This is a genomic window from Pseudarthrobacter oxydans (assembly GCF_030812335.1).
GTDB classification, from domain to species: Bacteria; Actinomycetota; Actinomycetes; order Actinomycetales; family Micrococcaceae; genus Arthrobacter; species Arthrobacter oxydans_B.
The window spans coordinates 57592-79535 of the sequence record NZ_JAUSSN010000004.1; the positions used below are offsets into that span (position 1 = coordinate 57592).

Below are 21944 nucleotides of genomic sequence, written 5' to 3' on the forward strand. Positions count from 1 at the left end.
CCGCGGACCTGAACCGGTCCCCGTGGCGGGGTGCTTTTTGTTGCTGCCGTTAGTGCCGCTACCGGCGTGACCGTTTAGGCGACATCCGCGCCCGAGGCGGCTGCCGGCGTCGGGCCTGCGGACGGTGTTCCCGCCGCGGCCGGTCGGTCGCCCTTTTTGGCGAGCTGGATCTGCTCGTAGACGTGGTGGCGCAGTTCGGTGAAGCGCGGCAGGGACCGGGTCTCGAGCTGGTCGCGTTCCTCGGGCAGGTCAATGGCGATGTCCTCCTGGATCACCGTCGGGGAGCTGGAGAGGATGATGACCCGCTCGCCGAGGTACACGGATTCGTCGATGTCGTGGGTAACGAACAGGATCGTGATCCCGAGCTTCTTCCACACGGTGCGGATCAGGTCCTCCAGATCCGCCCGGGTCTGGGCGTCCACGGCAGCAAACGGCTCATCCATCAGCAGCACCTCGGGCTGGTACGCGATGGCTCGGGCGATTGCGACGCGCTGCTGCATGCCGCCGGAGAGCTGCCAGGGGTAGGACCGCGGGACGTGGGACAAGCCCACCGCCTCGAGGGCCTCATCCACGAGCCGGTCGCGTTCGGCCCGCGGGACGCCCTGGTTCTTCAGCGGCAGTTCCACGTTGTCCCGGACCCGCATCCACGGGAAGAGCGAGCGTCCGTATTCCTGGAACACCACGGCCATCTTCTTCGGCGGCCCGGACACCCGCTTGCCGCTCAGGAGGACTTCGCCCTCGGTCGGGGCCATCAGCCCGGAGATGCACTTGAGCAGCGTGGTCTTGCCGGACCCGGAGGGCCCCACCAGGCACGCCAGCTCCCCCGCCCGCAGATCGAAGGTGAGGTTCCGCACGGCCTCCACGTCGCCGCCGTCGGTCTGGTACACCTTCTTCAGCCCGCGCACGGAGAGCATCGCTTCCGGGGCCGCCTGCGTTGGGTCAGGCTGCATTTTCTACCTCTTTCTGGCCGTGGTACCAGCGCAGGATGTTCCGCTCGGCCCACTGGAAGATGAATGACATGCCCACACCCAGCAGCCCGAGCACCACAATGCCGGACCACATCTCCGGGATGGAGAAGGACCGCTGGAACTGGACGATGGCGAAGCCCAGTCCCGAGGACGAGGCAAACATTTCGGAAATGACCATCAGGATCAGCCCGAGCGACATCGACTGGCGCACGCCGGCCATGATCTGCGGGCTGGCGGACGGCAGCACCAGGTACCGGACGCGGGCCCACCCGTCGACGCCGTAGGTGTGGGCGGAGTCGGAGAGCACCGGGTCGACGGCGCGGACGCCCTCGATCGTGTTCAGCAGCACCGGCCAGATGCAGCCGGAGATGATGACGACGACTTTCATGGTGTCGGTGATGCCCATGAGCAGCATCAGCACCGGCACCAGGACTGGAGGCGGGATGGCGCGGAAGAACTCCAGCGTCGGTTCCAGCAGCGCCCGGAGCCATCTGACCGATCCGATCAGGACCCCGCCGACGACGCCGATCACGATGGCCACGAGGACGCCCACCGCGAGCCGGCCGATGCTGGGCAGCACATCCGTGAAGATACGCTCGCCGAACCAGACCTCGGCGAAGGTTTCGACCAGGCTGGCCGGGGTGGGAACGAAGAAGTTCTCCGTCTCCAGGGTGGCGGCCCACCAGATCAGGATCAGGATCACCGGCAGGCCCAGGAGGTAGCCGAGATTCTTCAGGGTTTTCATACGAACACCTCGGACCGGACCGACGTGTGCCAGGACAGGGTCTTCTTTTCGATGAAGCGCATCAGCATGTTGATCAGCACCCCGATCAGGCCGGTGGCGAGCACCAGGGCGTACATGCCGGAGATCGCACCGCCGGACTGGGCCAGGGCGATCTCGCGGCCGAGCCCCGGGGATCCGATCACCAGTTCCGCGGTGATGGCCAGGACCAGCGCCACCGCCGCGGCGAGCCGCACCCCGGTCATCAGGTAGGGCAGGGTGGTGGGAAAGACGACGTAGCGGATCCGGGCCATCCTGCCCAGGCCGTACGTCCTGGCCGTGTTGTTGGCGACCATGTCGACGTCGGCCACGCCGTAGAGCACCTGGATCAGGACCTGCCAGAAGGCGGCGTACACGATCAGCAGCAGCGACGACTCGATCTTCACACCGAACATCAGCACGGCCAGCGGGATCAGCGCGACCGACGGGATCGGGCGCAGGAATTCAATCGTGGAGTTGGTGGCCTTCCGCAGGAAGTTGCTGGAGCCGATGATGAAGCCGAGCACCACGGCGGCCGCCACGGCCATCAGCAGGCCCAGGAACCACGCCTTCATGGTCTCGCCCACGGCGACCCAGAAGGCCGTGAGCCCAAAATCGACGATCAGCGCGGCGATGACCTCGCTGGCGGGCGGCAAATAGTTTGGGTCGACGAGGCCGAGCCGGGGAATGAGTTCCCAGGTGAGCAGGAATCCGAGGATCCCCGCGAGGCCGAGCAGTTGCTTGGTTGGCATCTTGCGGACCTGCCGGTGCTGCCGCTCCACGCTGGGAGCGGCAGCACCGGAGGCCAGGGTCTTTGAACTCACGGGAGGAGTTCGTCTGCGTTCGGAGCCTTGGTCAGCGTGCCGTACTTGGCGGCGGCGTCGCCGAGGGTCTTGAACGCGTCCTGGTTGAACTCGACCCGGTACCGCGGCAGCACGATCGCGGCCCGCGCGGCCTCGTCGATCTTGGTGTAGGTGCCCACGACGGCGCGGACCTCCTCCGGGTGCTGCTGCGCGTATTCGAGCGACTTGTTCATGGCGCGGGTGAACTTCTGCGTGAGCTCGGCCTTGCCCTGGATGGTCTCCGCCTTGGTGAAGTAGCCGGCGATGTCCAGCTCCGGGTGCATCTCGACGAAGTTCCAGGAGACCACCTTGCCGCCTTCAGCCACCGCCTTGGACAGGAAGGGCTCGAGGATCCAGGCCGCCTCCACCTGCTTGTTGGCCAGCGCCGCCGGGGCGTCCGGGAAGGCCACCTCAACGAACTTCACGCTGTTGGGGTCCCCGCCGTCCTTTTCGATGACGGACTTGATCGTCGTGTCGCCGATGTTGGAGAGGTTGTTCACCGAGACGGTCTTGCCGGCGAGGTCCTTCGCGGACTGGATGCTCGACCCGGCCGGCACAACGACGCCGCCGATGTCCTTGCCGATCTCACCGGTGGTGGAGGCACCGTTGGCGACGAACTTCAGGTCAAGGCCCTTGTCCTTGGCGACCATGACCGAGATCAGGTTGGAGAAGGCGAAGTCGAAGCTGCCGCTGACGATGCCGGGGACGATCGCCGCGCCGCCCGTTGCGGTCTGGATGTCCAGCTGGAGTCCCTCCTCCTTGAAGAAGCCCTGCTTGTCGCCGAGGTAGATGGGGGCGCAGTCGACGATCGGAATGACACCGACGCTGACCTTGGTCAGGCTCGAATCTCCGCCGCCGGTGGCAGCGCCGCCTCCCGTGGAACTGGGCGAGCCACTTCCGCAGGCCGACAGTCCCAGAACGGATGCGGCTGCCAGGACGGCAATAAAACGACGTTTCATGTTCACTCCTATGTGCCCATTGGCATGGGAGTGACTAGCCCCCAGCCCCAAATGTTCGCTATTCGAACAGACGTTCAAATTAAGTCTGATCTAAACCCCAGGTGAGGTCAACCACATCCGGCTCATTGTTACAGCTCTGAGACGGGTGCGTCCACGGCATGTGAGGGAGCGAGATCCTCGGTGCCCCACGTTGACCGCGGCGGGGGTGTCCTCGTCTTTCCACATAGGGCTGGCGCCGCTCGCGGCGAGGCGCGCCAGGTCCCTAGGATGCACACATGACCCCATTTTCAGGCATCCCGGACGCCGCCTTCGAGTTCTACGCGGAACTCGAACACAACAACAACCGTGGCTGGTGGCTGGAACACAAATCCACCTACGACTCCGCGGTCAAGGAACCCTTGACCGGGCTGCTGGCCGCCCTGGAGCCGGAGTTCGGCGAAGCCAGGCTGTTCCGGCCCAACCGGGACATCCGGTTTTCCCCGGACAAATCGCCTTACAAAACGGCCCAGGGAGCCCTTGCCGCCGTTGCCGAGGGAACGGGCTTCTACATCCAACTCGACGCCGACGGCCTCCTCATTGGCGGCGGATACCACACGCACACACCTGCCCAGCTGGCCCGCTTCCGCAGTGCGGTGGACGCCCCCTCCAGCGGAGGAGTCCTGCAGCAGATCGTCGCGCGCGTCGCGGCGCTGGGCTTCACCGTGGAGGGTGAGACCCTGAAGACGGTTCCGCGCGGGTTCACCAAGGACCATCCCCGCGCGGACCTACTGAAGCACAAGTCCCTCGCCGCCGGCATGCACGTGGGACGGCCGGACTGGATCTCAACGCCGGGCGCGGCCCGGGAGGTGGCCCGGCGCTGGGAGGAACTGCGGCCGCTGGTGGAGTGGATCGGGCGCTACGCCGCGCCCTGAGCGACGTCGGACGGGGCCGGATGTGCCGGTTCGGATCTGCCGTGTCGGCTGGGCCGGTCAGATGTGTTCGCCGTCGGTGGCGAGCCGCCGGTCCAGGTTGTTGAAGAAAACCAGCAGCATCAGGTCAAAGGCCTGGCTGGCTTCCTCGGGCTGGTTGTTCACGACGAAGTCGAACTGCAGCCCGTAGAAGGCGGCGGTGAACAGCCGGGCGTCGGTGTCGGCGAACTCCTCGCGGATGCCCTGGAGTATCAGCCAGTCCCGGGCTTTCTCGTGCAGCATCCTGAAATGTTCCTGCGCCGTTCCGCGGGGTTGATCCGCCACGATGTCCTGCGCCGTCGCCTCGAATTCCAGCCTGGCCAGGTGCCGGTTGCGCTGCGCCATGGTCCAGCGCCAGGACTCCAGCAGGAACGCCCGCCAGGCGTCCCGGTCGATGTCCCGCACGTCCGCGGCCCGGATGCTGTCCAGCCGGGACTCAATGGTGCGGATGATCTCGTTCACCAGCTGCTCGCGGTGGCCGAAATGATAGACCAGCACGTAACTGCTGACCCCCAGGCCATCGGCCAGGCTCCGGAAGGTGAGCTCCGCGAGGGTCTTGTCCATGAGGTAGTCCAGGATGGCGGCCAACAGCTCCGTTTTGCGTTCCGGTCGTGCTGGGCGGGCCATGGTTCCATCATAGGGAGCGGGCCACCCCCAATAAGACAACGCGGGGTCATTTACGGCCCATCCGACGGGTCGGAATGGGCCGTAAATGACCCCGCGTTGTGGTTGGCGGCGGGTGAGGATGTCCTCGTTCTCCGCAGCCGGGCTCCTTAGTCGGCGCGGGCTCCCTATTTGGCGCCGGCTCCGGCCTTGGCCGTGGCCTTGGCGTCCGCGACGGCGGCGCTCTTGTCGGCGGGGCCGTTGACAGAAGCCCTGGCCTCGGCGAACTTCTCGTTCAGCCGGGAGTGGCGCTGGCCGTAGGAGAAGTAGATGACGACGCCGATCACGAGCCAGACGGCGAAGAAGATCCAGGTCTCCACGGCCAGGTTCGTCATGAGGTACAGGCACAGGACGGCAGAGATGATCGGGAGCACCTTGCCGAACGGCACCCGGAACGCGGGCTTGAGGTCCGGGCGCTTCTTGCGCAGCACCAGGACGCCGATGCTGACGGTCACGAACGCGGAGAGCGTGCCGATGTTGATCATTTCCTCGAGCAGGTCCACGTTGGTGAGACCGGCGACCACCGCCACGCCGGCGCCACAGATGATCTGGAGCCGGACCGGCGTCGCACGGATGGTGCTGGTCTTGGACAGCGAGCGCGGCAGCAGGCCGTCGCGGCTCATCGCCAGCACCACGCGGGAGAGGCCCATGAGCAGCACCATGATCACTGTGGTCAGGCCCACGAGGGAGCCGAAGGCGATGACCTTGGCTGCGTCGGTGTTGCCCACCGCCTCGAACGCCGTGGTGAGGGTGGGGTTCTCGGCCTCGGCCAGCTCGGTGTAGGACACCATGCCGGTCAGCGCCAGGGACACCAGGATGTAGAGCACGGTGACGACGGCGAGGCCGCCGAAGATGCCGCGGGGCAGTGTTTTCTGGGGGTTCTTGACCTCCTCGGCGGAGGTGGCGACGACGTCGAACCCGATGAAGGCGAAGAAGACCAGCGCGGCGCCGGCGAAGATGCCCAGCGTGCCGTACTGCGCCGGGGCGGCACCGGTGAGGAAGCCGAAGAAGGACTGCTTCATGACGTCGGCGGCGCCGGTGCCGCCGGTCGGCTCGGAGGCCGGGACGAACGGGGCGTAGTTCTCGAACTTCACATAGCTGAAGCCCACCACGATGACAAAGAGCACGACGCCGATCTTGATCAGCGTGAAGATGTTGCCTACGCGGGCGGACAGCTTCGTCCCCAGCACCAGCAGCACGGTGAACACGGCGACGATCAGGAACGCACCCCAGTACAGGTCCACGCCGCCCAGGGAGATCGACGGCGGGATGTCGACGCCCATGAGCGCGAAGACCTTGCTGAGGTAGATGCCCCAGTATTTGGCGATCACCGCACCGGCGGTGAACAGCTCGAGGATGAGGTTCCAGCCGATGATCCAGGCCAGCAGCTCACCCATGGTGGCGTAGGTGAAGACATAGGCGGAGCCGGCCACGGGGATGGCCGTGGCGAACTCGGCGTAGCACATGATGGCCAGCGCGCAGGTGACGGCGGCGATGGCGAAGGAGAGGGTGACGGCCGGGCCGGCGAAGTTTGCTGCAGCCTTGGCGCCCACCGAGAAAATGCCGGCGCCGACGGCAACGGCGACGCCCATGATCATCAGGTCCCAGGAGCTCAGCGAGCGCTTGAGCTGGCGTCCGGGTTCATCGGCGTCCGACATGGACTGCTCGATTGATTTGGTCCGGAAGAGGTTCATAGAAAGGTCCACAATCTCGGTAGCTTGTTTGGAAACAGACCTATCCATAGTAGTGTCCATCCACTGGACGGCCATTTTTATCCCACATGGTGAGACGCAAAAAGCGGGCCGTGCAGGTTTCCCTGCACGGCCCGCCGGCGCGTGGTGCGTACCTCTTTAGACCGGCCAGTCCATCAGCGTGGACCGGATCAGGAACCGTTTGCCCTCGGGCGCCTCCACCGAGAAGCCGCTCCCCCGGCCCGGCACCACATCCACGGTCAGGTGGGTGTGGCTCCAGTAGTTGAACTGTTCCTTCGACATCCAGAACTCGATGGTCTGCGGCTGCACTCCGTCGGAAATGTCGAACAGGCCCAGCTGCACATCCGAGTCCCCGGTGATGAACTCCCCTGCGGGATAGCACATCGGTGAGGATCCGTCGCAGCAGCCGCCGGACTGGTGGAACATCAGCGGCCCGTGCTGGAGCCACATCTTGCGCAGCAGTTCCACCGCCACGGGGGTGAGCGCCACCCGGGAGAAGTCCTCCCCGGGAAGGGTGACGGCGGCGTCGAGCTTTGTCGGTGGTGGCATCAGAGTCCTTTCCTGATCAGTACTTGATGACCACGCGGCCGTCGATCTTGGCGTGCTTCATTTCGTCGAGGACAGCGTTCACCTCGGAGAGCTCGCGGGTGGAGACCGTGGGGTGGATCTTGCCCTCGGCGTAGAACTCCAGCGCCTCCTGCAGGTCCTGCCGGGTTCCCACAATGGAGCCGCGGACGGTCAGGCCCTTGAGCACAATCTCGAAGATCGGCGCCGGAAAGTCACCCGGCGGCAGGCCGTTGAACACAATCGTTCCGCCGCGGCGGGCCATCCCGATCGCCTGTCCGAACGCTGACGGGTGCACCGCCGTGACCAGGACTCCATGGCAACCTCCGGTTTCGCGCTGAATAACTTCGACGGGATCTTCGTGCAGGGCATTGACGGTCAGTTCCGCACCGTGCTTCTTGGCCAGGGCGAGCTTGTCATCGGCGATATCCACCGCGGCAACGCGCAGGCCCATGGCAACCGCGTACTGGACGGCGATGTGGCCGAGGCCGCCGATGCCCGAAATCGTGACCCACTGGCCGGGGCGCGCCTCGGTCATTTTGAGGCCCTTGTAGACGGTCACTCCGGCGCAGAGCACCGGGGCGACCTCGACGGGGTCCGAGCCGGCCGGGATCCGGGCCGCGAAGCGCGTGTCCACCAGCATGTACTCGCCGAAGGAGCCGTCAACGCTGTAGCCGGCGTTCTGCTGCGACTCGCACAGGGTTTCCCAGCCGGTGCGGCAGTACTGGCAGTCGCCGCAGGCGGACCAGAGCCAGGCATTGCCGACCATGTCGCCGACGGCCAGGTCGGTGACGCCCTCACCGAGGGCCACCACTTCGCCGACGCCTTCGTGGCCGGGGATGAACGGCGGGCTGGGCTTGACCGGCCAGTCGCCTTCGGCGGCGTGGAGGTCGGTGTGGCAGACGCCGGTGGTCAGCACCTTCACGAGAGCCTGTCCGCGGCCCGGCGTCGGCACGGGCACGGTCTGGATCTGCAGGTCCTTGCCGAATTCTGTTACTACTGCGGCTTGCATTGTCGTCGTCGTCGTTGTCGTCGTCATAGCGAAATCCTTGCGTCGTCGAGCGTGGGTGCAGCTGGGGGCGTGTGCACGGCGTCCTTCCGGGCGGGTGCACACGTGGTGCGGGCGGGGCGGATCTTTCCGATCCGCCCCGCCCGGGATCGGTGCGGCTTAGAAGAAGCCGAGCTTGTTCTCGTTGTAGCTGACCAGGAGGTTCTTGGTCTGCTGGTAGTGGTCCAGCATCATCGAGTGGTTCTCGCGGCCGATGCCGGAGGACTTGTAGCCGCCGAACGCAGCGCCCGCCGGGTAGGCGTGGTAGTTGTTCACCCACACGCGGCCGGCCTGGATCTCGCGGCCGGCGCGGTAGGCGACGTTGCCGTTACGGGACCAGACGCCGGCGCCGAGGCCGTAGAGGGTGTCGTTGGCGATGCCCATGGCGTCGTTGTAGTCGCTGAAGCGGGTCACGGACACGACCGGGCCGAAGATTTCCTCCTGGAAGATCCGCATCTTGTTGTGGCCTTCGAAGATGGTCGGCTGCACGTAGTAGCCGCCGGCCAGGTCGCCGGGCATCTCGGCCCGGGCGCCGCCGGTGAGAATCTTGGCGCCCTCCTGCTTGCCGATGTCGATGTAGGAGAGGATCTTTTCCAGCTGGTCGTTGGAGGCCTGGGCGCCGAGCTGGGTGTCGGTGTCCAGCGGGTTGCCCTGGATGATCTTCTCGACGCGCTTCACGGCGTCGGCCATGAACGAATCGTAGATGTCTTCCTGGACCAGGGCGCGGGAGGGGCAGGTGCAGACTTCGCCCTGGTTGAAGGCGAAGAGGGTGAAGCCTTCCTGTGCCTTGTCGTAGAACGCGTCGTTGGTGTCGGCCACGTCGTTGAAGAAGATGTTGGGGCTCTTGCCGCCCAGTTCCAGGGTGACCGGGATCAGGTTCTGGCTGGCGTACTGGCTGATCAGGCGGCCGGTGGAGGTCTCGCCGGTGAACGCGATCTTCCGGATCCGGGGGCTGGAGGCCAGCGGCTTGCCGGCCTCGACGCCGAAGCCGTTGACGACGTTGAGGACGCCGGCCGGGAGCAGGTCGCCGATGAGTTCCATCAGGACCAGGATCGAGGACGGGGTCTGTTCGGCCGGCTTGAGGACGACGGCGTTGCCGGCGGCGAGGGCCGGGGCGAGCTTCCAGACGGCCATCAGGATCGGGAAGTTCCAGGGGATGATCTGGCCGACGACGCCGAGCGGCTCGTGGTAGTGGTAGGCGGTGGTGTCGTCGTCGAGCTGGGACAGCCGGCCTTCCTGGGCGCGGACGGCGGAGGCGAAGTAGCGGAAGTGGTCTGCGGCGAGCGGGATGTCCGCGTTGAGGGTCTCGCGGATCGGCTTGCCGTTGTCCCAGGACTCGGCGACGGCGAGCATCTCGAGGTTCTCGTCGATCCGGTCCGCGATCTTGTTCAGGATGGCGGCGCGCTCGGCGACGGAGGTCTTGCCCCAGGAGGGCGCAATCTTGTGGGCGGCGTCCAGCGCCAGTTCAATGTCCTCGGCGGTGCCGCGGGCGACCTCACAGAAGACCTTGCCGGTGACGGGAGTGATGTTTTCGAAGTACTGGCCCTTGACCGGGGCGACCCATTCGCCGCCGATCCAGTTCTCGTAGCGGTCCTTGAAGGTGACCTTCGAGCCCTCGGTGCCGGGCTGTGCGTAAACAGTCATTGCTAGCTCCTTTGCTGTGCAAGATAGTGGCGGCCAGATGTCGGCGCCACCGTTGTGTTCAGCCTAGGAGCAGGGAGGTTGCAGTCAGGTTGCAACCACGTGACCCGGGTCACTTCTGCGGGCGTGGGCCGCGCGGCTGGCCCGGTTGCGCTATCACTTACGGCTGCTAAACCGGCCGAAACGGACCTTTTAAGGACCATATCTGATAGCTCAACCGGGGGTTAGGCGCTGAGTTCCGCCTCGAGCCGTTCCAGGTCCGCGACGATCGCGGCGCGCTTGGGTGAGCGCGGCGGCAGCAGTTTCAGCGCCGCGAGCCGGACCTCGACGTCGTCCCTCGCCTCGGGCAGCTCGGCATACCTCAGGAGCGTCTCGGCGCTGCCGTCCGTCAGCACCGCGTCGCGGAGCAGGGAGGAGACCCGGGACCGCAGCTCGGCGATGCCTGGGGCCTCCGAGCGGGGCAGGACGGCGCCGCGGTAGATCTCGAGCGCGATCCGGTGCGCGCCGCGCTGCAGGCAGTTCAGCACCTGGCCGGAGTCCGGCACCAGGTCCAGCGGCAGCCGGTAGGGCCGTGACTCGGGAACGGCGGCCGGGTTGAGCTGCTGGAGGACCTTGCGCAGCCGGACCATCTCGGCCCGCAGCGTCATGGTGGACGCGTCCCCCGGGTACAGCAGGGCACACAGTTCCTCGGCGTTGAGCCCCTCGGGGTGGGTGCTGAGCAGGGCCAGGATTTCGCTGTGCCGGGCGGACAGCGCCACGGTGCGGCCGTCGATGCTGAGCAGCGCCTGGTCCCGGCCGAGGAGCTGGAGGCTGTTGCGGTACAGGCTGCCGGCCGAGCCGCCGGTCCCGGAGGTGCCGCTGTCCCGGCCCGTCCCGGACGCGGCGGCGCCCCGCCGTCGGGCCGGCGAGGACTGTTTGGCGGCCGCGAGCTGGAGCCGCTCGACGCGGAGGTGCGCCTGGGCGGCGGCCACGGTGGCCTCGACCAGGGACAGGGTGTGCGGCGCGACGGCGGACTCGGTGCCGGTGATGTCCACCACGCCCAGCACCGCCCCGGAATCCGGATCGTGGAACGGCACGGCCGTGCAGCTCCACGGGTGGACGGAGCGCTTGTAGTGTTCGGCGCCGGAGATCTGGATGCCGCGGCCCAGGGCCAGGGCGGTGCCGGGGGCGCTGGTGCCTACGGTCGCTTCGGACCAGTCGGCCCCGGGAACGAACATCATGCCCTCGGCCCGGCGCCGCATTTCGGCGTCGCCTTCGACCCAGAGCAGCCGGCCCACTTCATCGCCCACGGCCACCAGCATGCCGCTGTCGTGGCTGGGCAGGACCAGGAGTTTGTGGATGACCGGCATGATGGCGGCGAGGGGGTGCTGGCGGCGGTACTCTTCGAGTTCTTCGCTGTCCATCGCCAGCGGGGCCTCGGGATTGTCCGGGTTGGCGTGCAGCTGGGCCGAACGGCGCCAGGACTCCTGGATCAGGCTGCTGAGGCCGGGCAGCTGCAGATCGGCCGGGAAGACGAGCCCCTGGGAGTCCAGCTGCTCGTGGCCGGCGCTGGCATACTTCTGGCGCAGCGCTGCGGGAACTCCGCCGGCTGGCGGGAACAGCGCTGCCGGATGGATCGGATTCCTCATTGAACTCCCACCGGACGGGCACGACGGCGTGCCGGAGGCAGCCATGTCTGGTCAGTCTACGGGGCGTACCCCCAGCCCGCCAGAGCTCCCGCCGCCCGGGCAGGTTGGAGGTTGGGGCGCCGGAGCGTGGGCGGCGTGGGCGGCGTGGCGCCGAGGCCCACGCCCCGCGGTCATTCCGCGGGGAGCGTGCGCCCGGCACCGTGCAACTAGCTGCACGCTGCGCCTTCCCTTTCACGACGCGCCACCATTTTCACGCTGCGCCAAGGCGCTGTCGACGCCGGTATACCGGCGCGCCGGCGTCTTCGCGCGTCATGAGCAACGTTGCGCCGCGCGAGCTGCCGGTCCTTCTGCCACGCAGCACCCCCATCGGGCCGCGACGCGCAATCGGTTCCACGACGCGGCATCCCTTTCAGGCTGCGCAACCATTTTCACGCTGCGCCAAGGCGCTGTCGACGCCGGTATACCGGCGCGCCGGCGTTTTCGCGCGTCATGAGCAACGTTGCGCCGCGCGAGCTGCCGGTCCTTCTGCCACACCGCCGGCGCCGGGACCGTCATTCCAACGACGGCGGGTCATCGACGGACAACGCAGCGCCGGCGACGCGCTACCGGTTCGGCGACGCGCTATGGGTTCCGCGATGCGCCAAAGCGCTGTCGACGCCGGTGTATCGGCGCATCAGCGTTTTCGCGCAGCGCAGGAACGCAAGCGCAGCGCAGGAAGGCAGGCGCGGCATCAGAGAACCGGCGCAGCGTCAGAGCGGCCTGCGCTGCGGACGGGTGGCTAACCGCGGGAGATCCGCACCATGTCCTCGCGGGGAACCACCTTGATGCGTTCCCGCACGATGCTGTCGGCGTCGCCGGAGGCGGACCACTCAGCGCCGAGGGCCAGCTCGTGGGCGTCGAGCCGGTTCCAGCCCTCCCAGGTGGTGTATTCGATCCCGCGCTCCTCGAGGAGGTCGATGATCGCCTGCGGGTCCGGGTTCTGCGCCGGGGGCAGGCTCAGCCGGTCCTCGAGCAGGAAGCCGATGGTCTCCAGCGCGTCGCCCTTGGTGTGGCCGATCAGGCCGACGGGGCCGCGCTTGATCCAGCCCGTGGCGTAGATGCCGGGCACGGGATTGCCCTCGGCGTCGAGCACCCGGCCGCCCTCGTTGGGGATGACGCCGCGTCGGGCATCGTATGCCAGTTCGTCCAGCGCCGAACCGTGGTAGCCGATCGCGCGGTACACGGCCTGGACCGGGTAGTCGAGGTACTCCCCCGTGCCCTTGACGTTGCCGGTGCCGTCCAGCTGCATCCGCTCGAACTTGATGCCGGTGACCTTGCCGGGGTGGGCGGCGTCGTCGTGGATTTCCACCGGGCTGTGCAGGAAGTGCAGGTGCAACCGGCGCGAGGACGGCTCTGCGGCCTCGGTGTGCTCCTCGACCAGCCAGTTCGTCAGGGTGTTGACCATGGTGCGGATCTGGTTGTTGCTGCGGATCGCCTCGTCGGAGGCCTCGTCGAACTCGAAGTCCTCCGGGTACAGGACGATGTCGACGTCCCGGGCGTGCGAGAGTTCGCGCAGTTCCAAGGGTGTGAACTTGACCTGGGCCGGTCCGCGGCGGCCGAACACGTGCACGTCCGTGACCGGGGAGTTCTTGAGCGCCTGGTAGACGTTGTCCGGGATTTCCGTCACGAGCAGATCGTCGGCGTGCTTGACCAGCATCCGGGCCACGTCGAGGGCCACGTTGCCGTTGCCGATCACCGCGATCTCCTTGGCCTCCAGCGGCCAGTCGCGCGGAACGTCAGGGTGCCCGTCGTACCAGGAGACGAAGTCGGCCCCGCCGAAGGACCCCTCGAGCCCGACGCCGGGAATGTCCAGGTCCGCGTCCTTGATGGCGCCGGTGGAGAAGATCACGGCGTCGTAGAACGCGCGGAAATCGTGCAGGGTCAGGTCACGGCCGTAGGTGACGTTGCCGAGGAAGCGGATGTCGCCGCGGTCCAGGACCTTGTGCAGCGCGTTCACGATCCCCTTGATCCGCGGGTGGTCCGGGGCGACGCCGTAGCGGATCAGGCCGTACGGTGCCGGGTAGGCCTCGAAGAGATCGATGCTGACCTCGAAGTCGCCGCCCTTGACCTCGTTGGACTTAGTCAGAATGTCCGCGGCGTAGACGCCGGCCGGTCCGGCGCCGACAATCGCAACGCGGAGCGGACGTTTGGACGTTCTTTGAGGCGTGGTTTCGGCCGAGTTGGACACCGGAAGCCCTTCTGAGTCTTAGCGACGGCGCCGACACATGCAGCGCACAATCCCCCATTCTAAATGTCCGCAGGACAGTATGGGCGCCCCGGTGACCGACATCGCAGGGATCCGCTCCCGGCGCCGGACGCCTCCGGGCCGAAAGGCAGGAATAGGTGTCCCGCAGGTGGTGTTATTGATCTTGTGCTTATCCCCGACCGCTCCCCCTCCCCCGCCACGCTGAGCGCTCCGGGCACCGCCGCCCCCGGCGGAAGCCCGTCGAAGCGACCGCCGGCGGCCCTCAAGGCCGTGGACACGGACACGACGGCGGGAATCATCTTCGGGATCGGCGCTTACGGCCTGTGGGGGCTGATGCCCCTCTACTTCTTCCTGCTGCAACCGGCCGGCGCGGTCGAAATCGTGGCCAACCGCGTGCTCTGGTCGCTGCTGTTCTGCGCCCTGCTGATCACCATCACCCGCTCCTGGCGGGTCCTGGGCGCCGCCTTCCGGAACCGCACGCTGATCTTCCCGCTGATCATCGCCGCGTTCCTGATCGCCGTGAACTGGCTGACCTATGTGTACGGCGTGACCACGGGCCAGGCCGTCGAAGCCTCCCTGGGCTACTTCATCAACCCGCTCGTCTCGGTCCTGCTGGGCGTGGTGGTGCTGAAGGAGAAACTGCGGCCGCTGCAGTGGGCCGCCGTCGGCATCGGCTTCATCGCCGTGGGCGTCCTGACGGTTTCCTACGGCAAGCTGCCGTGGATCGCCCTGACCCTGGCGCTGAGCTTCGGCCTCTACGGCTTCGTCAAGAAGCGCGTCGGCCCGCGCGCCGACGCGATCACCAGCCTCACGGTCGAGACGATCGTGCTGGCGCCGGTGGCCGCCGCCGCGATGATCGTCCTGGCACTCACCGGAGCCGCGACGCTGGCGGCTCACGGCCCCGGGCACTTCTGGCTCCTCGCCGCGTCGGGCATCATCACCGCCGTGCCGCTGTTGTTCTTCGGCGCCTCGGCCCGGCGCCTGCCGATGACCACCATCGGCCTGCTGCAGTACTTCGCCCCGGTGCTGCAGTTCATCGTGGCGCTGGCCGTGTTCCACGAGCCCATGACGACGGACCGCTGGATCGGCTTCGGCGTCGTCTGGCTGGCGCTGCTGGTGCTCACCGTGGACATGCTGCTCACCGCCCGGAAGAACTCCGTGAACCGGAAACTGGCGCGCGCCGCCGCCTGAGTCTGGCCCGCGCCGCCGCCCGGGCGGCCGGCGCCTGAGTCTGGCCCGGGCGGCCGGCGCGCTCCGGCTTGTCAGACCCCGGGGCTGACGTGCATCCGTGAGTAGTCGCGCGGGACCACCACCATGGGCACCGGCAGGGCCAGCAGCACCTTGTGGGCGGTGCTGCCGATGAAGAGCTTGTTCTTCTCCGCCAGGCGGGACGAACCGACGATCATGATCTCGCCCTCGTCCCAGTCCAGGTCGTCGATCGCTTCCTCAATCGTGCGGCCATGGGCCACCTCGACCGTGACGTCGTGCCCGTCCGGGAGCCGGTGGGCGGCCGCGGTGAGGACGGTATTGGCGTGGATGTGCGCCGCGTTGATGTTTTCGCCGCTGTCCCCTTCGACGTCGAGCTCCACGAGGGAAACCAGCCGCAGCGGGACCCCCCGGCGTTCCGCGGCCGCGATCGCGACGTCGATCGCCGCCTCCGCGCCGGGACGCTGGCCCACCGCGAGGGTCAGCCGGGTGATCGGCTCCGTGCGGTGGTAACCCCGCGGTGCGAGCGCCACCGGAACGGGCGAGGCGTGGAGCAGGGCGTTGGCCGCGCTGCCGATGGTGTACCGCTTGAACAGCCCGGCGCTGGCGGCACCGACGACGATCAGTCCGGCCTCGTAGTCCAGGGCTGCATCAATGAGGCCGGCGGCGTGCGAGTCGGCGTGGCGGACATGGAACCTGGCCTCGACGTCCTTGGGGATGAGGGACAGGCCCTCCCGTTCCGCGGTGAGCATTTCCTGCTCCGCGGCACTGACACCGCTTCCCTCCGGGTGCAGGGCGACGTAGGGGGTCCGCCGGTCCACAACATAGACCAGGTCAAGTTGGGCACCCTGGGCCCGGGCCAGGGCAGAGGCCAGTGCAACGGCGTCGGCGCCGCGGTCGCTGGGGGTATAGCCAACTACGTATCGCATGTATAAACCCCTTATGGGTCTGTGGCAGAAGCCAGCTTTGCTCCGGGGGTTCCGGGCGACGTCGGCCGGTCTGCGTTCCTGCAGTGGTAGGAACGACTCTAGCCCAGCGGGGCCCCGAATTGGCCGTGTCAGTGCGTGACTTTCGGCCCTGAGCAGGGCAATCATCCGTCCCTAGGCTGGCAGGGTCGAGGGGAGCCCGCTATGGGAGCGATTGACACCCGGAGGTTCCGCGCCGCCACCCGGAACACCGGGCTGGCGATGGTGGCACTGCTGCTCGCCCTCACCGCCTGTACGCCGTCCGCACCGCAATCCGGCGGAACCAGCCTGCCCGCTGCCACGTCCACCGCTTCCCCGTCCGCCCCCGCGACGTCGACGCCGACGACGGCGGCGGCGGCTCCGTCCGCGTCCGCCACCGTTCCGGCCGACACTGACGAAACGGCTCCGCCGCACTCGGGCGCCAGGGTGATCTCCTCCAAAATCGTCCTGGACTGGACCTGGCCCGGCCCGGGCCGCCCGTTCAGGGAAACGCATGAGAACCCGGTGCCGATTGCCCCGCCCCCGGCCGCTCCCCTGCTGCCCGCGCTGTACGCCATCGGAGCCGGGTCGCACCCCGCGGAGAGTCCGCCCTACGACCAGATGAGCTTCCGGTTCCTGGGCGGGTTCCCGAGCTACGAGATCGAGTTTGTGCCTGAACTGATCGCCGACGGCAGCGGCCTGCCGGTTGCCATGCCCGGCACCGGCGCCGTCCTCAATGTGGTCTTCCGCGGCGCCCAGGCGCACACGGAGGACGGCACGGCCAGCACCATCACGCGCGAACCGGGCCCGGCGCTGGGCTACCCGGCGCTCACCAGCTACGCCCCGGCCGGGGACTTCGAGGGCGTCGTCAGCTACGGGATCGGCGTCGGCCGGCCTGGGGATCCGGTGCCGGAGACCAAGGTGCGGGTCTGGGAGGTCGAGAAAATCGAGCGGGGCCAGGTCGTCTACGTCGTCGCGGTCCAGCTCGACGCCAGTTTCTGGAAATAGCTCCCGGACAGCTACACAGGCTTAACGGCTCTGCTGGTGTCAGCTATCCGGTGTTCCCGGATGGCCGGATTCCCGGATGGCGGGCTGGCCGGACGGCCGGCTGACCGGGTGGCCCGGGGACGGCCTGACGGCCTTCGTGCCCGGCCGGGGTCAGGCGTTGGCCTTGATGGCCGCGGCCAGGACCTGGAGGCCGTCCAGCAGCAGCTCGTCGCTGATGACCAGCGGCGGCAGCAGCCGGATGACGTTGCCGTAGGTGCCGCAGGTGAGGATGATGACACCCTCCTTGAGGCAGGCCGCGGCGACGGCCTTGGTCAGCTCCGGGTTCGGCTCCTTCGAGCCGGCCTGGACCAGTTCGATGGCGAGCATCGCGCCGCGGCCGCGGACGTCGCCGACCACGGGCTGGTCAGTCGCCAGTTCGCGCAGCTTGCCGAGGGCGAGCTCCTCGATGTGCTTGGCGCGGGCGTTGAGGCCGTACTGCTCCATGGAGCCGATCGACGCGAGGGCCGCGGCGCAGGCCACCGGGTTGCCGCCGTAGGTGCCGCCGAGGCCGCCCGGGTGGACGGCGTCGAGCAGGTCGGCGCGGCCGGTGATGGCAGAGAGCGGCATGCCGCCGGCGATGCCCTTGGCCATCGTGATGATGTCCGGGACGACGCCCTCGTGGTTCACGGCGAACCATTCGCCAGTGCGGCAGAAGCCGGACTGGACCTCGTCGGCGATGAAGACGACGCCCTTGTCCCTGGCCCAGGCCGCCAGCGCGGGCAGGAAGCCCTCGGCGGGGACGATGAAGCCGCCCTCGCCCTGGATCGGTTCGATGATGATCGCGGCAACCTGCTCGCCGCCGATCTGCTTCTCGATCATGGTGATGGCGCGCTTGGCGGCCTCGGCACCGGTGATCGCCGGGTTTTCCTCGCGGTAGGGGTAGCTCATCGGCATGCGGTAGACCTCGGGCGCGAACGGGCCGAAGTTGGTCTTGTACGGCATGGCCTTGGCGGTCAGCGCCATGGTCAGGTTGGTCCGGCCGTGGTAGGCGTGGTCGAAGGCGACGACGGCGTCCCGGCCGGTGGCCAGGCGGGCGACCTTGACGGCGTTCTCGACCGCTTCGGCGCCGGAGTTGAACAGGACGGTGCGCTTCTCGTGGTCGCCCGGGGTGAGCCGGTTCAGCTGCTCGGCGACTGCGACGTAGCCCTCGTAGGGCGTGACCATAAAGCAGGTGTGGGTGAAGTGCTCCACGGCTTCCTTGACCGCGCCGACGACGGCGGGGTCGGAGGCGCCTACGCTGGTCACGGCGATGCCGGAGCCGAGGTCGATGAAGGAGTTGCCGTCGACGTCGTGGATGATGCCGCCGTCGGCGTCGGCGACGAAGACGGGAACGGTGGACGCGACGCCGGCGGCGACGACGGCCTTGCGGCGCTCGGTCAGGGCAATGGACTTCGGGCCCGGGAAATCGGCCTGGACGCGGCGCTTCTGCTCAAGACGGTAGGTGATGTCATTCGCGGTGGTGGTCATGGAAAAGCCTTTCTTGCTGAATGGGGCCACGCCGGCAGGGTTTCCTGGCGGAGCGAAGTTCGGGAGCCGGTGGGGATTATGCGACGGCGTTATGCATCTAATGCAGACATGACGTGCTTGATGCGGGTGTAGTCCTCCACGCCGTACATGGAGAGGTCCTTGCCGTAGCCGGACTGCTTGAACCCTCCGTGCGGCATTTCGGCGGTGAGGAGGATGTGGGTGTTGATCCAGACGGCGCCGAAGTCCAGGTCGCGGCTCAGGCGCATGGCCGTGCCGTGGTTGCTGGTCCAGACACTGGAGGCGAGGGCGTAGTCGACGTCGTTCGCCATCTCCACGGCTTCCTCCTCGGTGCTGAACTTCTGCACCGTGATGACCGGGCCGAAGGTTTCCTTCTGGACGATGTCATCGCTCTGCTTGGCGCCGGTGACAATGGTCGGCTCGAAGAAGTAGCCCTTCTCCCCCGCCCGGTGCCCGCCGGTCTCGATCTTGCAGTTCGCCGGCAGGTGCTCAACGACGGACGTGACCGCCTTGAAGTGGTTGACGTTGTTCAGCGGGCCGAAGTAGTTGTCCTCATCGTTCTGCGAGCCCGTGTGCAGGGTCTTCGTGTGCTCGACCATGGCGGCGACGACGTCGTCGTGCACCGAATCCTGGACCAGGACGCGGGTGATCGCGGTGCAGTCCTGGCCGGCGTTGAAGAAGGAGAACTCGGCGATGGCCGCGGCGCTCTTCTTGATGTCGGCGTCGGCGAACACAATGGCCGGCGCCTTGCCGCCGAGCTCCAGGTGCGCGCGTTTGAGGCCCTTCGCGGCGCCGGAGGCGACGGCGATGCCGGCCCGGACGGAGCCGGTGATGGAGACCAGGCCGGGGACCTTGTGCTCCACCATCAGGGCGCCGGTCTCCCCGGTGCCCAGGACGACGTTGAGCACGCCGGCCGGGAAGATCTCGCCGGCGAGGCGGGCCAGGACGAGGGTGGACTCCGGGGTGGTGTCCGAGGGCTTGAGCACCACGGTGTTGCCCGCGGCCAGGGCCGGGCCGATCTTCCAGATGGCCATCAGGAACGGGTAGTTCCAGGGCGCGACCTGGGCGACGACGCCGATCGGTTCGCGCCGGACGTAGGAGGTGTGGCCCTCGAAGTATTCCCCGGCGGACTTGCCCTCTATGATGCGGGCGGCGCCGGCGAAGAAGCGCAGCTGGTCCGCGCCGGCGGCCACTTCCTCGGAGGCGATCAGGGACCGGACCTGGCCGGTGTTCCGGTGCTGGGCCTCGACGAGCTCGTCGCTGTTGGCCTCGACGGCGTCGGCGAGCTTGAGCAGCATCAGCTGGCGCTGCCCCGGCGTCGTGTGCTTCCAGCTCTTAAAAGCGTCCTTCGCGGCGGTCATCGCGGCGTCGACGTCGGCCTGGCCCGAGACCGGCGACTTCGCCACGACCTCGCCGTTGGTGGGATTGACGATGTCCAGGACCCCGGTTCCGGCCGGAGTGACAAACTCGCCGTTGATGAAGTTTTGCAAGGTTTGAACCACGGTGTACAACCTCTTTCGCGCTGAAAAGGACCCAATGAGACTGCTCCGAGCCTATGCCAGCCGGTCAACCCCGGGGAATAGTCACCTGCACACCGTTGACGCCATATTTTAGTGCGCTTGCCCAGCCCGCGGTTATCCTGAATTTATGGCCATTTCACTTGCCGCCCTGCTGGGGGTGCCGTCCCTCAAACTCGCCAAGGCCGGCCTCGCGGAGACCACCTGGCACCAGGACATCGTCTGGGTGGCCGTCACCGAACAGGAGGACCCGCAGCGGTTCCTCAACGGCGGCGAACTGGTCCTCACCACCGGCATGCGGCTCAAGAGCGCCCCGGAACAGCGCCGCTTCGTCCGCCAGGTCCAGCGCGCCGGTGCGGTGGGCATCGGCTTCGGGATCGGCCTGACGCACGACGCCGTGCCGCCGGCCCTGATCGCCGAGGCCAACCGCTGGGGGCTGCCCGTGGTGGCGGTGCCGTACGAGACGCCGTTCATCGCGATCGGCAAGCTCGTCGCCGACGCCCAGTCCGCGGACCACTTCACCAAGCTGGAGCGGCTGATCGCCGGGCACCAGATCCTCGCCCGCGCCCTGCTCACCGGCGGCGGCCTCGCCGAGCTCCTCAAGCACCTCGGGTCGATGCTGCGCACCGACATCGTGCTGACCCAGTTCACCGCCCAGCTCTACAACAGCGTGCCGGGCCACCCCGCACCGAGCGCGGACGGCTGGGCATCCTTCCCGATTCCCACCGGCCGCCGTGACGCGTGCACGCTGTGGGTGCGGCAGCCCTTCGAGGATTCCGGGATCGTGGGCTACGCGCAGAACCTGATCAGCGTCGAACTCAACAACATGGTCAAGCAGCGCCAGTCCCAGCGGGCCCTGGCCGGGCAGGTCCTCGAGGACGTGATCCACGGGACCCTGGAGCCGAGCGAGGCCACCCGCCGGCTCGCGGGCATCGGGGTCAACAGCACCCGCCGGAACGTCGTCCTGCTGGCAGAATCCGCCGCGCACACCAAACAGCTCGGCACCTCCTCCCTGCCGCAGCCGCTGGAAAAGGCGGTAAGCGCCGTAGTCGGCAAGGACCTGGTGGTGGTGATCCCCGACGACGGCCACGGCGCCAGTGCGCTGGCCCGCAGCCTCAGCGACCACCTGGCCGAGGCCGGGATCCACGCCACGATCGGGATCGGCGGCGCTTACACCAAGCCCAACGGGCTGCGCTGGAGCTACTTCGAGGCCCGCGACGCGGCGAGCCACGGCCTGCCCGTGAACGAACCGGAGCGGCTGAGCCTGACCTCGCTGCTGCTGGCCAGCGAGGATGTGCCGCTGGCGGACATGGCGCACGAGTCCCTCAACCCGCTCCGGAGCTTCGATGCCGCCCATGGCGCCGAGCTGATGGCGACACTGGAGAGCTACCTGAACAACAACGGCTCGGTGGCGTCCGTGGCCGAGGAGCTCACGCTGCACCGGAACACGGTCCGCTACCGGCTGGCCCAGATCACCGAGCTCACCGGCTACGACCCGGCCCAGACCGCGGACCGGGTGCAGCTCTGGCTCGCGCTGGCCGTGCAGCGGCTAAGCGCCCGCCACCCGCGCTGACGCCTCCCACCAGGAGCCCCCGCCCCCAAACAACGCGGGGTCAGACCCCGCCCATCCCGGGCCCCAACATGGGCGCGACATGACCCCGCGTTGCCCAATAGGGTCTTAGTGCCGTAGACCCGGCACGAAGCCGCGGTCAACACTGGGATTGGCAGCACGCTGTACGAGAGTGCCCGTGAAGAGTCTGCGCCTTTC

Annotated in this window: 18 protein-coding genes; 4 read left to right on the top strand and 14 right to left on the bottom strand. The window is 67.7% G+C overall.

Translation table 11 applies throughout. From position 1 onward, the window contains the following. Positions 1 to 74 precede the first annotated feature (74 nt). From J2W14_RS07835 to J2W14_RS07850, 4 genes are read right to left on the bottom strand one after another with little or no spacing between them, the layout of a single operon-like run. The gene (locus tag J2W14_RS07835; protein ID WP_307460809.1) at positions 75 to 950 is read right to left on the bottom strand and encodes an ABC transporter ATP-binding protein; all 876 of its coding nucleotides are present in this window, start codon (positions 948 to 950) and stop codon (positions 75 to 77) included. Next, on the bottom strand, positions 940 to 1713 hold the full coding sequence (locus J2W14_RS07840) for an ABC transporter permease (RefSeq protein ID WP_307460812.1): 774 nt from the start codon (positions 1711 to 1713) through the stop codon (positions 940 to 942). The genes J2W14_RS07835 and J2W14_RS07840 overlap by 11 nt, the downstream gene beginning before the upstream one ends. Continuing rightward, positions 1710 to 2552, bottom strand: coding sequence for an ABC transporter permease (locus tag J2W14_RS07845; protein WP_307460815.1), 843 nt, complete (start codon positions 2550 to 2552; stop codon positions 1710 to 1712). The genes J2W14_RS07840 and J2W14_RS07845 overlap by 4 nt, the downstream gene beginning before the upstream one ends. Beyond that, positions 2549 to 3529, bottom strand: a complete 981-nt coding sequence (locus tag J2W14_RS07850; RefSeq protein ID WP_307460819.1) for an ABC transporter substrate-binding protein — start codon at positions 3527 to 3529, stop codon at positions 2549 to 2551. Before J2W14_RS07850 ends, J2W14_RS07845 begins: the two co-directional genes overlap by 4 nt. A gap of 275 nt (positions 3530 to 3804) precedes the next feature. Between J2W14_RS07850 and J2W14_RS07855 the strand changes: the two genes are divergently transcribed. Next, on the top strand, positions 3805 to 4440 hold the full coding sequence (locus J2W14_RS07855) for a DUF2461 domain-containing protein (RefSeq protein ID WP_307460822.1): 636 nt from the start codon (positions 3805 to 3807) through the stop codon (positions 4438 to 4440). A 57-nt stretch (positions 4441 to 4497) separates the two neighbouring features. Here J2W14_RS07855 and J2W14_RS07860 read toward each other — a convergent pair whose 3' ends face one another. From J2W14_RS07860 to J2W14_RS07890, 7 genes are all read right to left on the bottom strand, one after another. Beyond that, on the bottom strand, positions 4498 to 5103 hold the full coding sequence (locus tag J2W14_RS07860) for a TetR/AcrR family transcriptional regulator (protein WP_307460823.1): 606 nt from the start codon (positions 5101 to 5103) through the stop codon (positions 4498 to 4500). Between the two features lie 164 nt (positions 5104 to 5267). Beyond that, positions 5268 to 6833, bottom strand: a complete 1566-nt coding sequence (locus J2W14_RS07865; protein ID WP_307461588.1) for an amino acid permease — start codon at positions 6831 to 6833, stop codon at positions 5268 to 5270. 156 nt (positions 6834 to 6989) lie between these two features. After that, positions 6990 to 7400 (bottom strand): DUF779 domain-containing protein, encoded by a 411-nt coding sequence (locus J2W14_RS07870; protein WP_307460825.1) that lies wholly within the window; start codon positions 7398 to 7400, stop codon positions 6990 to 6992. Positions 7401 to 7416: 16 nt separating this feature from the next. Then, the gene (gene adhP, locus J2W14_RS07875; protein WP_307461590.1) at positions 7417 to 8427 is read right to left on the bottom strand and encodes an alcohol dehydrogenase AdhP; all 1011 of its coding nucleotides are present in this window, start codon (positions 8425 to 8427) and stop codon (positions 7417 to 7419) included. Between the two features lie 156 nt (positions 8428 to 8583). Continuing rightward, complete coding sequence (exaC, locus tag J2W14_RS07880; protein WP_307460827.1) at positions 8584 to 10107, bottom strand: acetaldehyde dehydrogenase ExaC; 1524 nt, start codon at positions 10105 to 10107, stop codon at positions 8584 to 8586. A gap of 221 nt (positions 10108 to 10328) precedes the next feature. Beyond that, the gene (locus tag J2W14_RS07885) at positions 10329 to 11732 is read right to left on the bottom strand and encodes a GAF domain-containing protein (protein WP_307460830.1); all 1404 of its coding nucleotides are present in this window, start codon (positions 11730 to 11732) and stop codon (positions 10329 to 10331) included. A 778-nt stretch (positions 11733 to 12510) separates the two neighbouring features. Then, positions 12511 to 13959 (bottom strand): FAD-dependent oxidoreductase, encoded by a 1449-nt coding sequence (locus J2W14_RS07890; protein WP_307460833.1) that lies wholly within the window; start codon positions 13957 to 13959, stop codon positions 12511 to 12513. A 174-nt stretch (positions 13960 to 14133) separates the two neighbouring features. On the opposite strand from J2W14_RS07890, the gene rarD reads away from it, so the two are divergent. After that, on the top strand, positions 14134 to 15168 hold the full coding sequence (rarD, locus tag J2W14_RS07895; RefSeq protein ID WP_307461592.1) for an EamA family transporter RarD: 1035 nt from the start codon (positions 14134 to 14136) through the stop codon (positions 15166 to 15168). Between the two features lie 71 nt (positions 15169 to 15239). Here rarD and J2W14_RS07900 read toward each other — a convergent pair whose 3' ends face one another. Further along, the gene (locus J2W14_RS07900; protein ID WP_307460836.1) at positions 15240 to 16112 is read right to left on the bottom strand and encodes a universal stress protein; all 873 of its coding nucleotides are present in this window, start codon (positions 16110 to 16112) and stop codon (positions 15240 to 15242) included. Positions 16113 to 16313: 201 nt separating this feature from the next. On the opposite strand from J2W14_RS07900, the gene J2W14_RS07905 reads away from it, so the two are divergent. Beyond that, positions 16314 to 17135 carry an AMIN-like domain-containing (lipo)protein gene (locus J2W14_RS07905; protein WP_307460839.1) on the top strand — a complete coding sequence of 274 codons (822 nt, stop codon included), beginning with the start codon at positions 16314 to 16316 and terminating at the stop codon, positions 17133 to 17135. 150 nt (positions 17136 to 17285) lie between these two features. Here J2W14_RS07905 and gabT read toward each other — a convergent pair whose 3' ends face one another. Together gabT and J2W14_RS07915 are read right to left on the bottom strand one after the other, a co-directional pair. Then, positions 17286 to 18641: a 4-aminobutyrate--2-oxoglutarate transaminase gene (gabT, locus tag J2W14_RS07910; RefSeq protein WP_307460843.1), complete on the bottom strand. Its 1356-nt coding sequence runs from the start codon at positions 18639 to 18641 to the stop codon at positions 17286 to 17288. 89 nt (positions 18642 to 18730) lie between these two features. Beyond that, positions 18731 to 20161 carry a gamma-aminobutyraldehyde dehydrogenase gene (locus J2W14_RS07915; RefSeq protein WP_307460846.1) on the bottom strand — a complete coding sequence of 477 codons (1431 nt, stop codon included), beginning with the start codon at positions 20159 to 20161 and terminating at the stop codon, positions 18731 to 18733. 145 nt (positions 20162 to 20306) lie between these two features. Here J2W14_RS07915 and J2W14_RS07920 point away from each other — a divergent pair, with 145 nt between their 5' ends. Next, positions 20307 to 21749, top strand: coding sequence for a PucR family transcriptional regulator (locus J2W14_RS07920; protein WP_307460849.1), 1443 nt, complete (start codon positions 20307 to 20309; stop codon positions 21747 to 21749). Positions 21750 to 21944: the final 195 nt, after the last annotated feature.

Bases quoted from the DNA above. Each gene is read 5' to 3' on its own strand.
- J2W14_RS07835 (WP_307460809.1), bottom strand. From the start codon at position 950: ATGCAGCCTGACCCAACGCAGGCGGCCCCGGAAGCGATGCTCTCCGTG.
- J2W14_RS07840 (WP_307460812.1), bottom strand. From the start codon at position 1,713: ATGAAAACCCTGAAGAATCTCGGCTACCTCCTGGGCCTGCCGGTGATC.
- J2W14_RS07850 (WP_307460819.1), bottom strand. From the start codon at position 3,529: ATGAAACGTCGTTTTATTGCCGTCCTGGCAGCCGCATCCGTTCTGGGA.
- J2W14_RS07855 (WP_307460822.1), top strand. From the start codon at position 3,805: ATGACCCCATTTTCAGGCATCCCGGACGCCGCCTTCGAGTTCTACGCG.
- J2W14_RS07860 (WP_307460823.1), bottom strand. From the start codon at position 5,103: ATGGCCCGCCCAGCACGACCGGAACGCAAAACGGAGCTGTTGGCCGCC.
- J2W14_RS07865 (WP_307461588.1), bottom strand. From the start codon at position 6,833: ATGAACCTCTTCCGGACCAAATCAATCGAGCAGTCCATGTCGGACGCC.
- J2W14_RS07870 (WP_307460825.1), bottom strand. From the start codon at position 7,400: ATGCCACCACCGACAAAGCTCGACGCCGCCGTCACCCTTCCCGGGGAG.
- adhP (WP_307461590.1), bottom strand. From the start codon at position 8,427: ATGCAAGCCGCAGTAGTAACAGAATTCGGCAAGGACCTGCAGATCCAG.
- exaC (WP_307460827.1), bottom strand. From the start codon at position 10,107: ATGACTGTTTACGCACAGCCCGGCACCGAGGGCTCGAAGGTCACCTTC.
- J2W14_RS07885 (WP_307460830.1), bottom strand. From the start codon at position 11,732: ATGAGGAATCCGATCCATCCGGCAGCGCTGTTCCCGCCAGCCGGCGGA.
- J2W14_RS07900 (WP_307460836.1), bottom strand. From the start codon at position 16,112: ATGCGATACGTAGTTGGCTATACCCCCAGCGACCGCGGCGCCGACGCC.
- J2W14_RS07905 (WP_307460839.1), top strand. From the start codon at position 16,314: ATGGGAGCGATTGACACCCGGAGGTTCCGCGCCGCCACCCGGAACACC.
- gabT (WP_307460843.1), bottom strand. From the start codon at position 18,641: ATGACCACCACCGCGAATGACATCACCTACCGTCTTGAGCAGAAGCGC.
- J2W14_RS07920 (WP_307460849.1), top strand. From the start codon at position 20,307: ATGGCCATTTCACTTGCCGCCCTGCTGGGGGTGCCGTCCCTCAAACTC.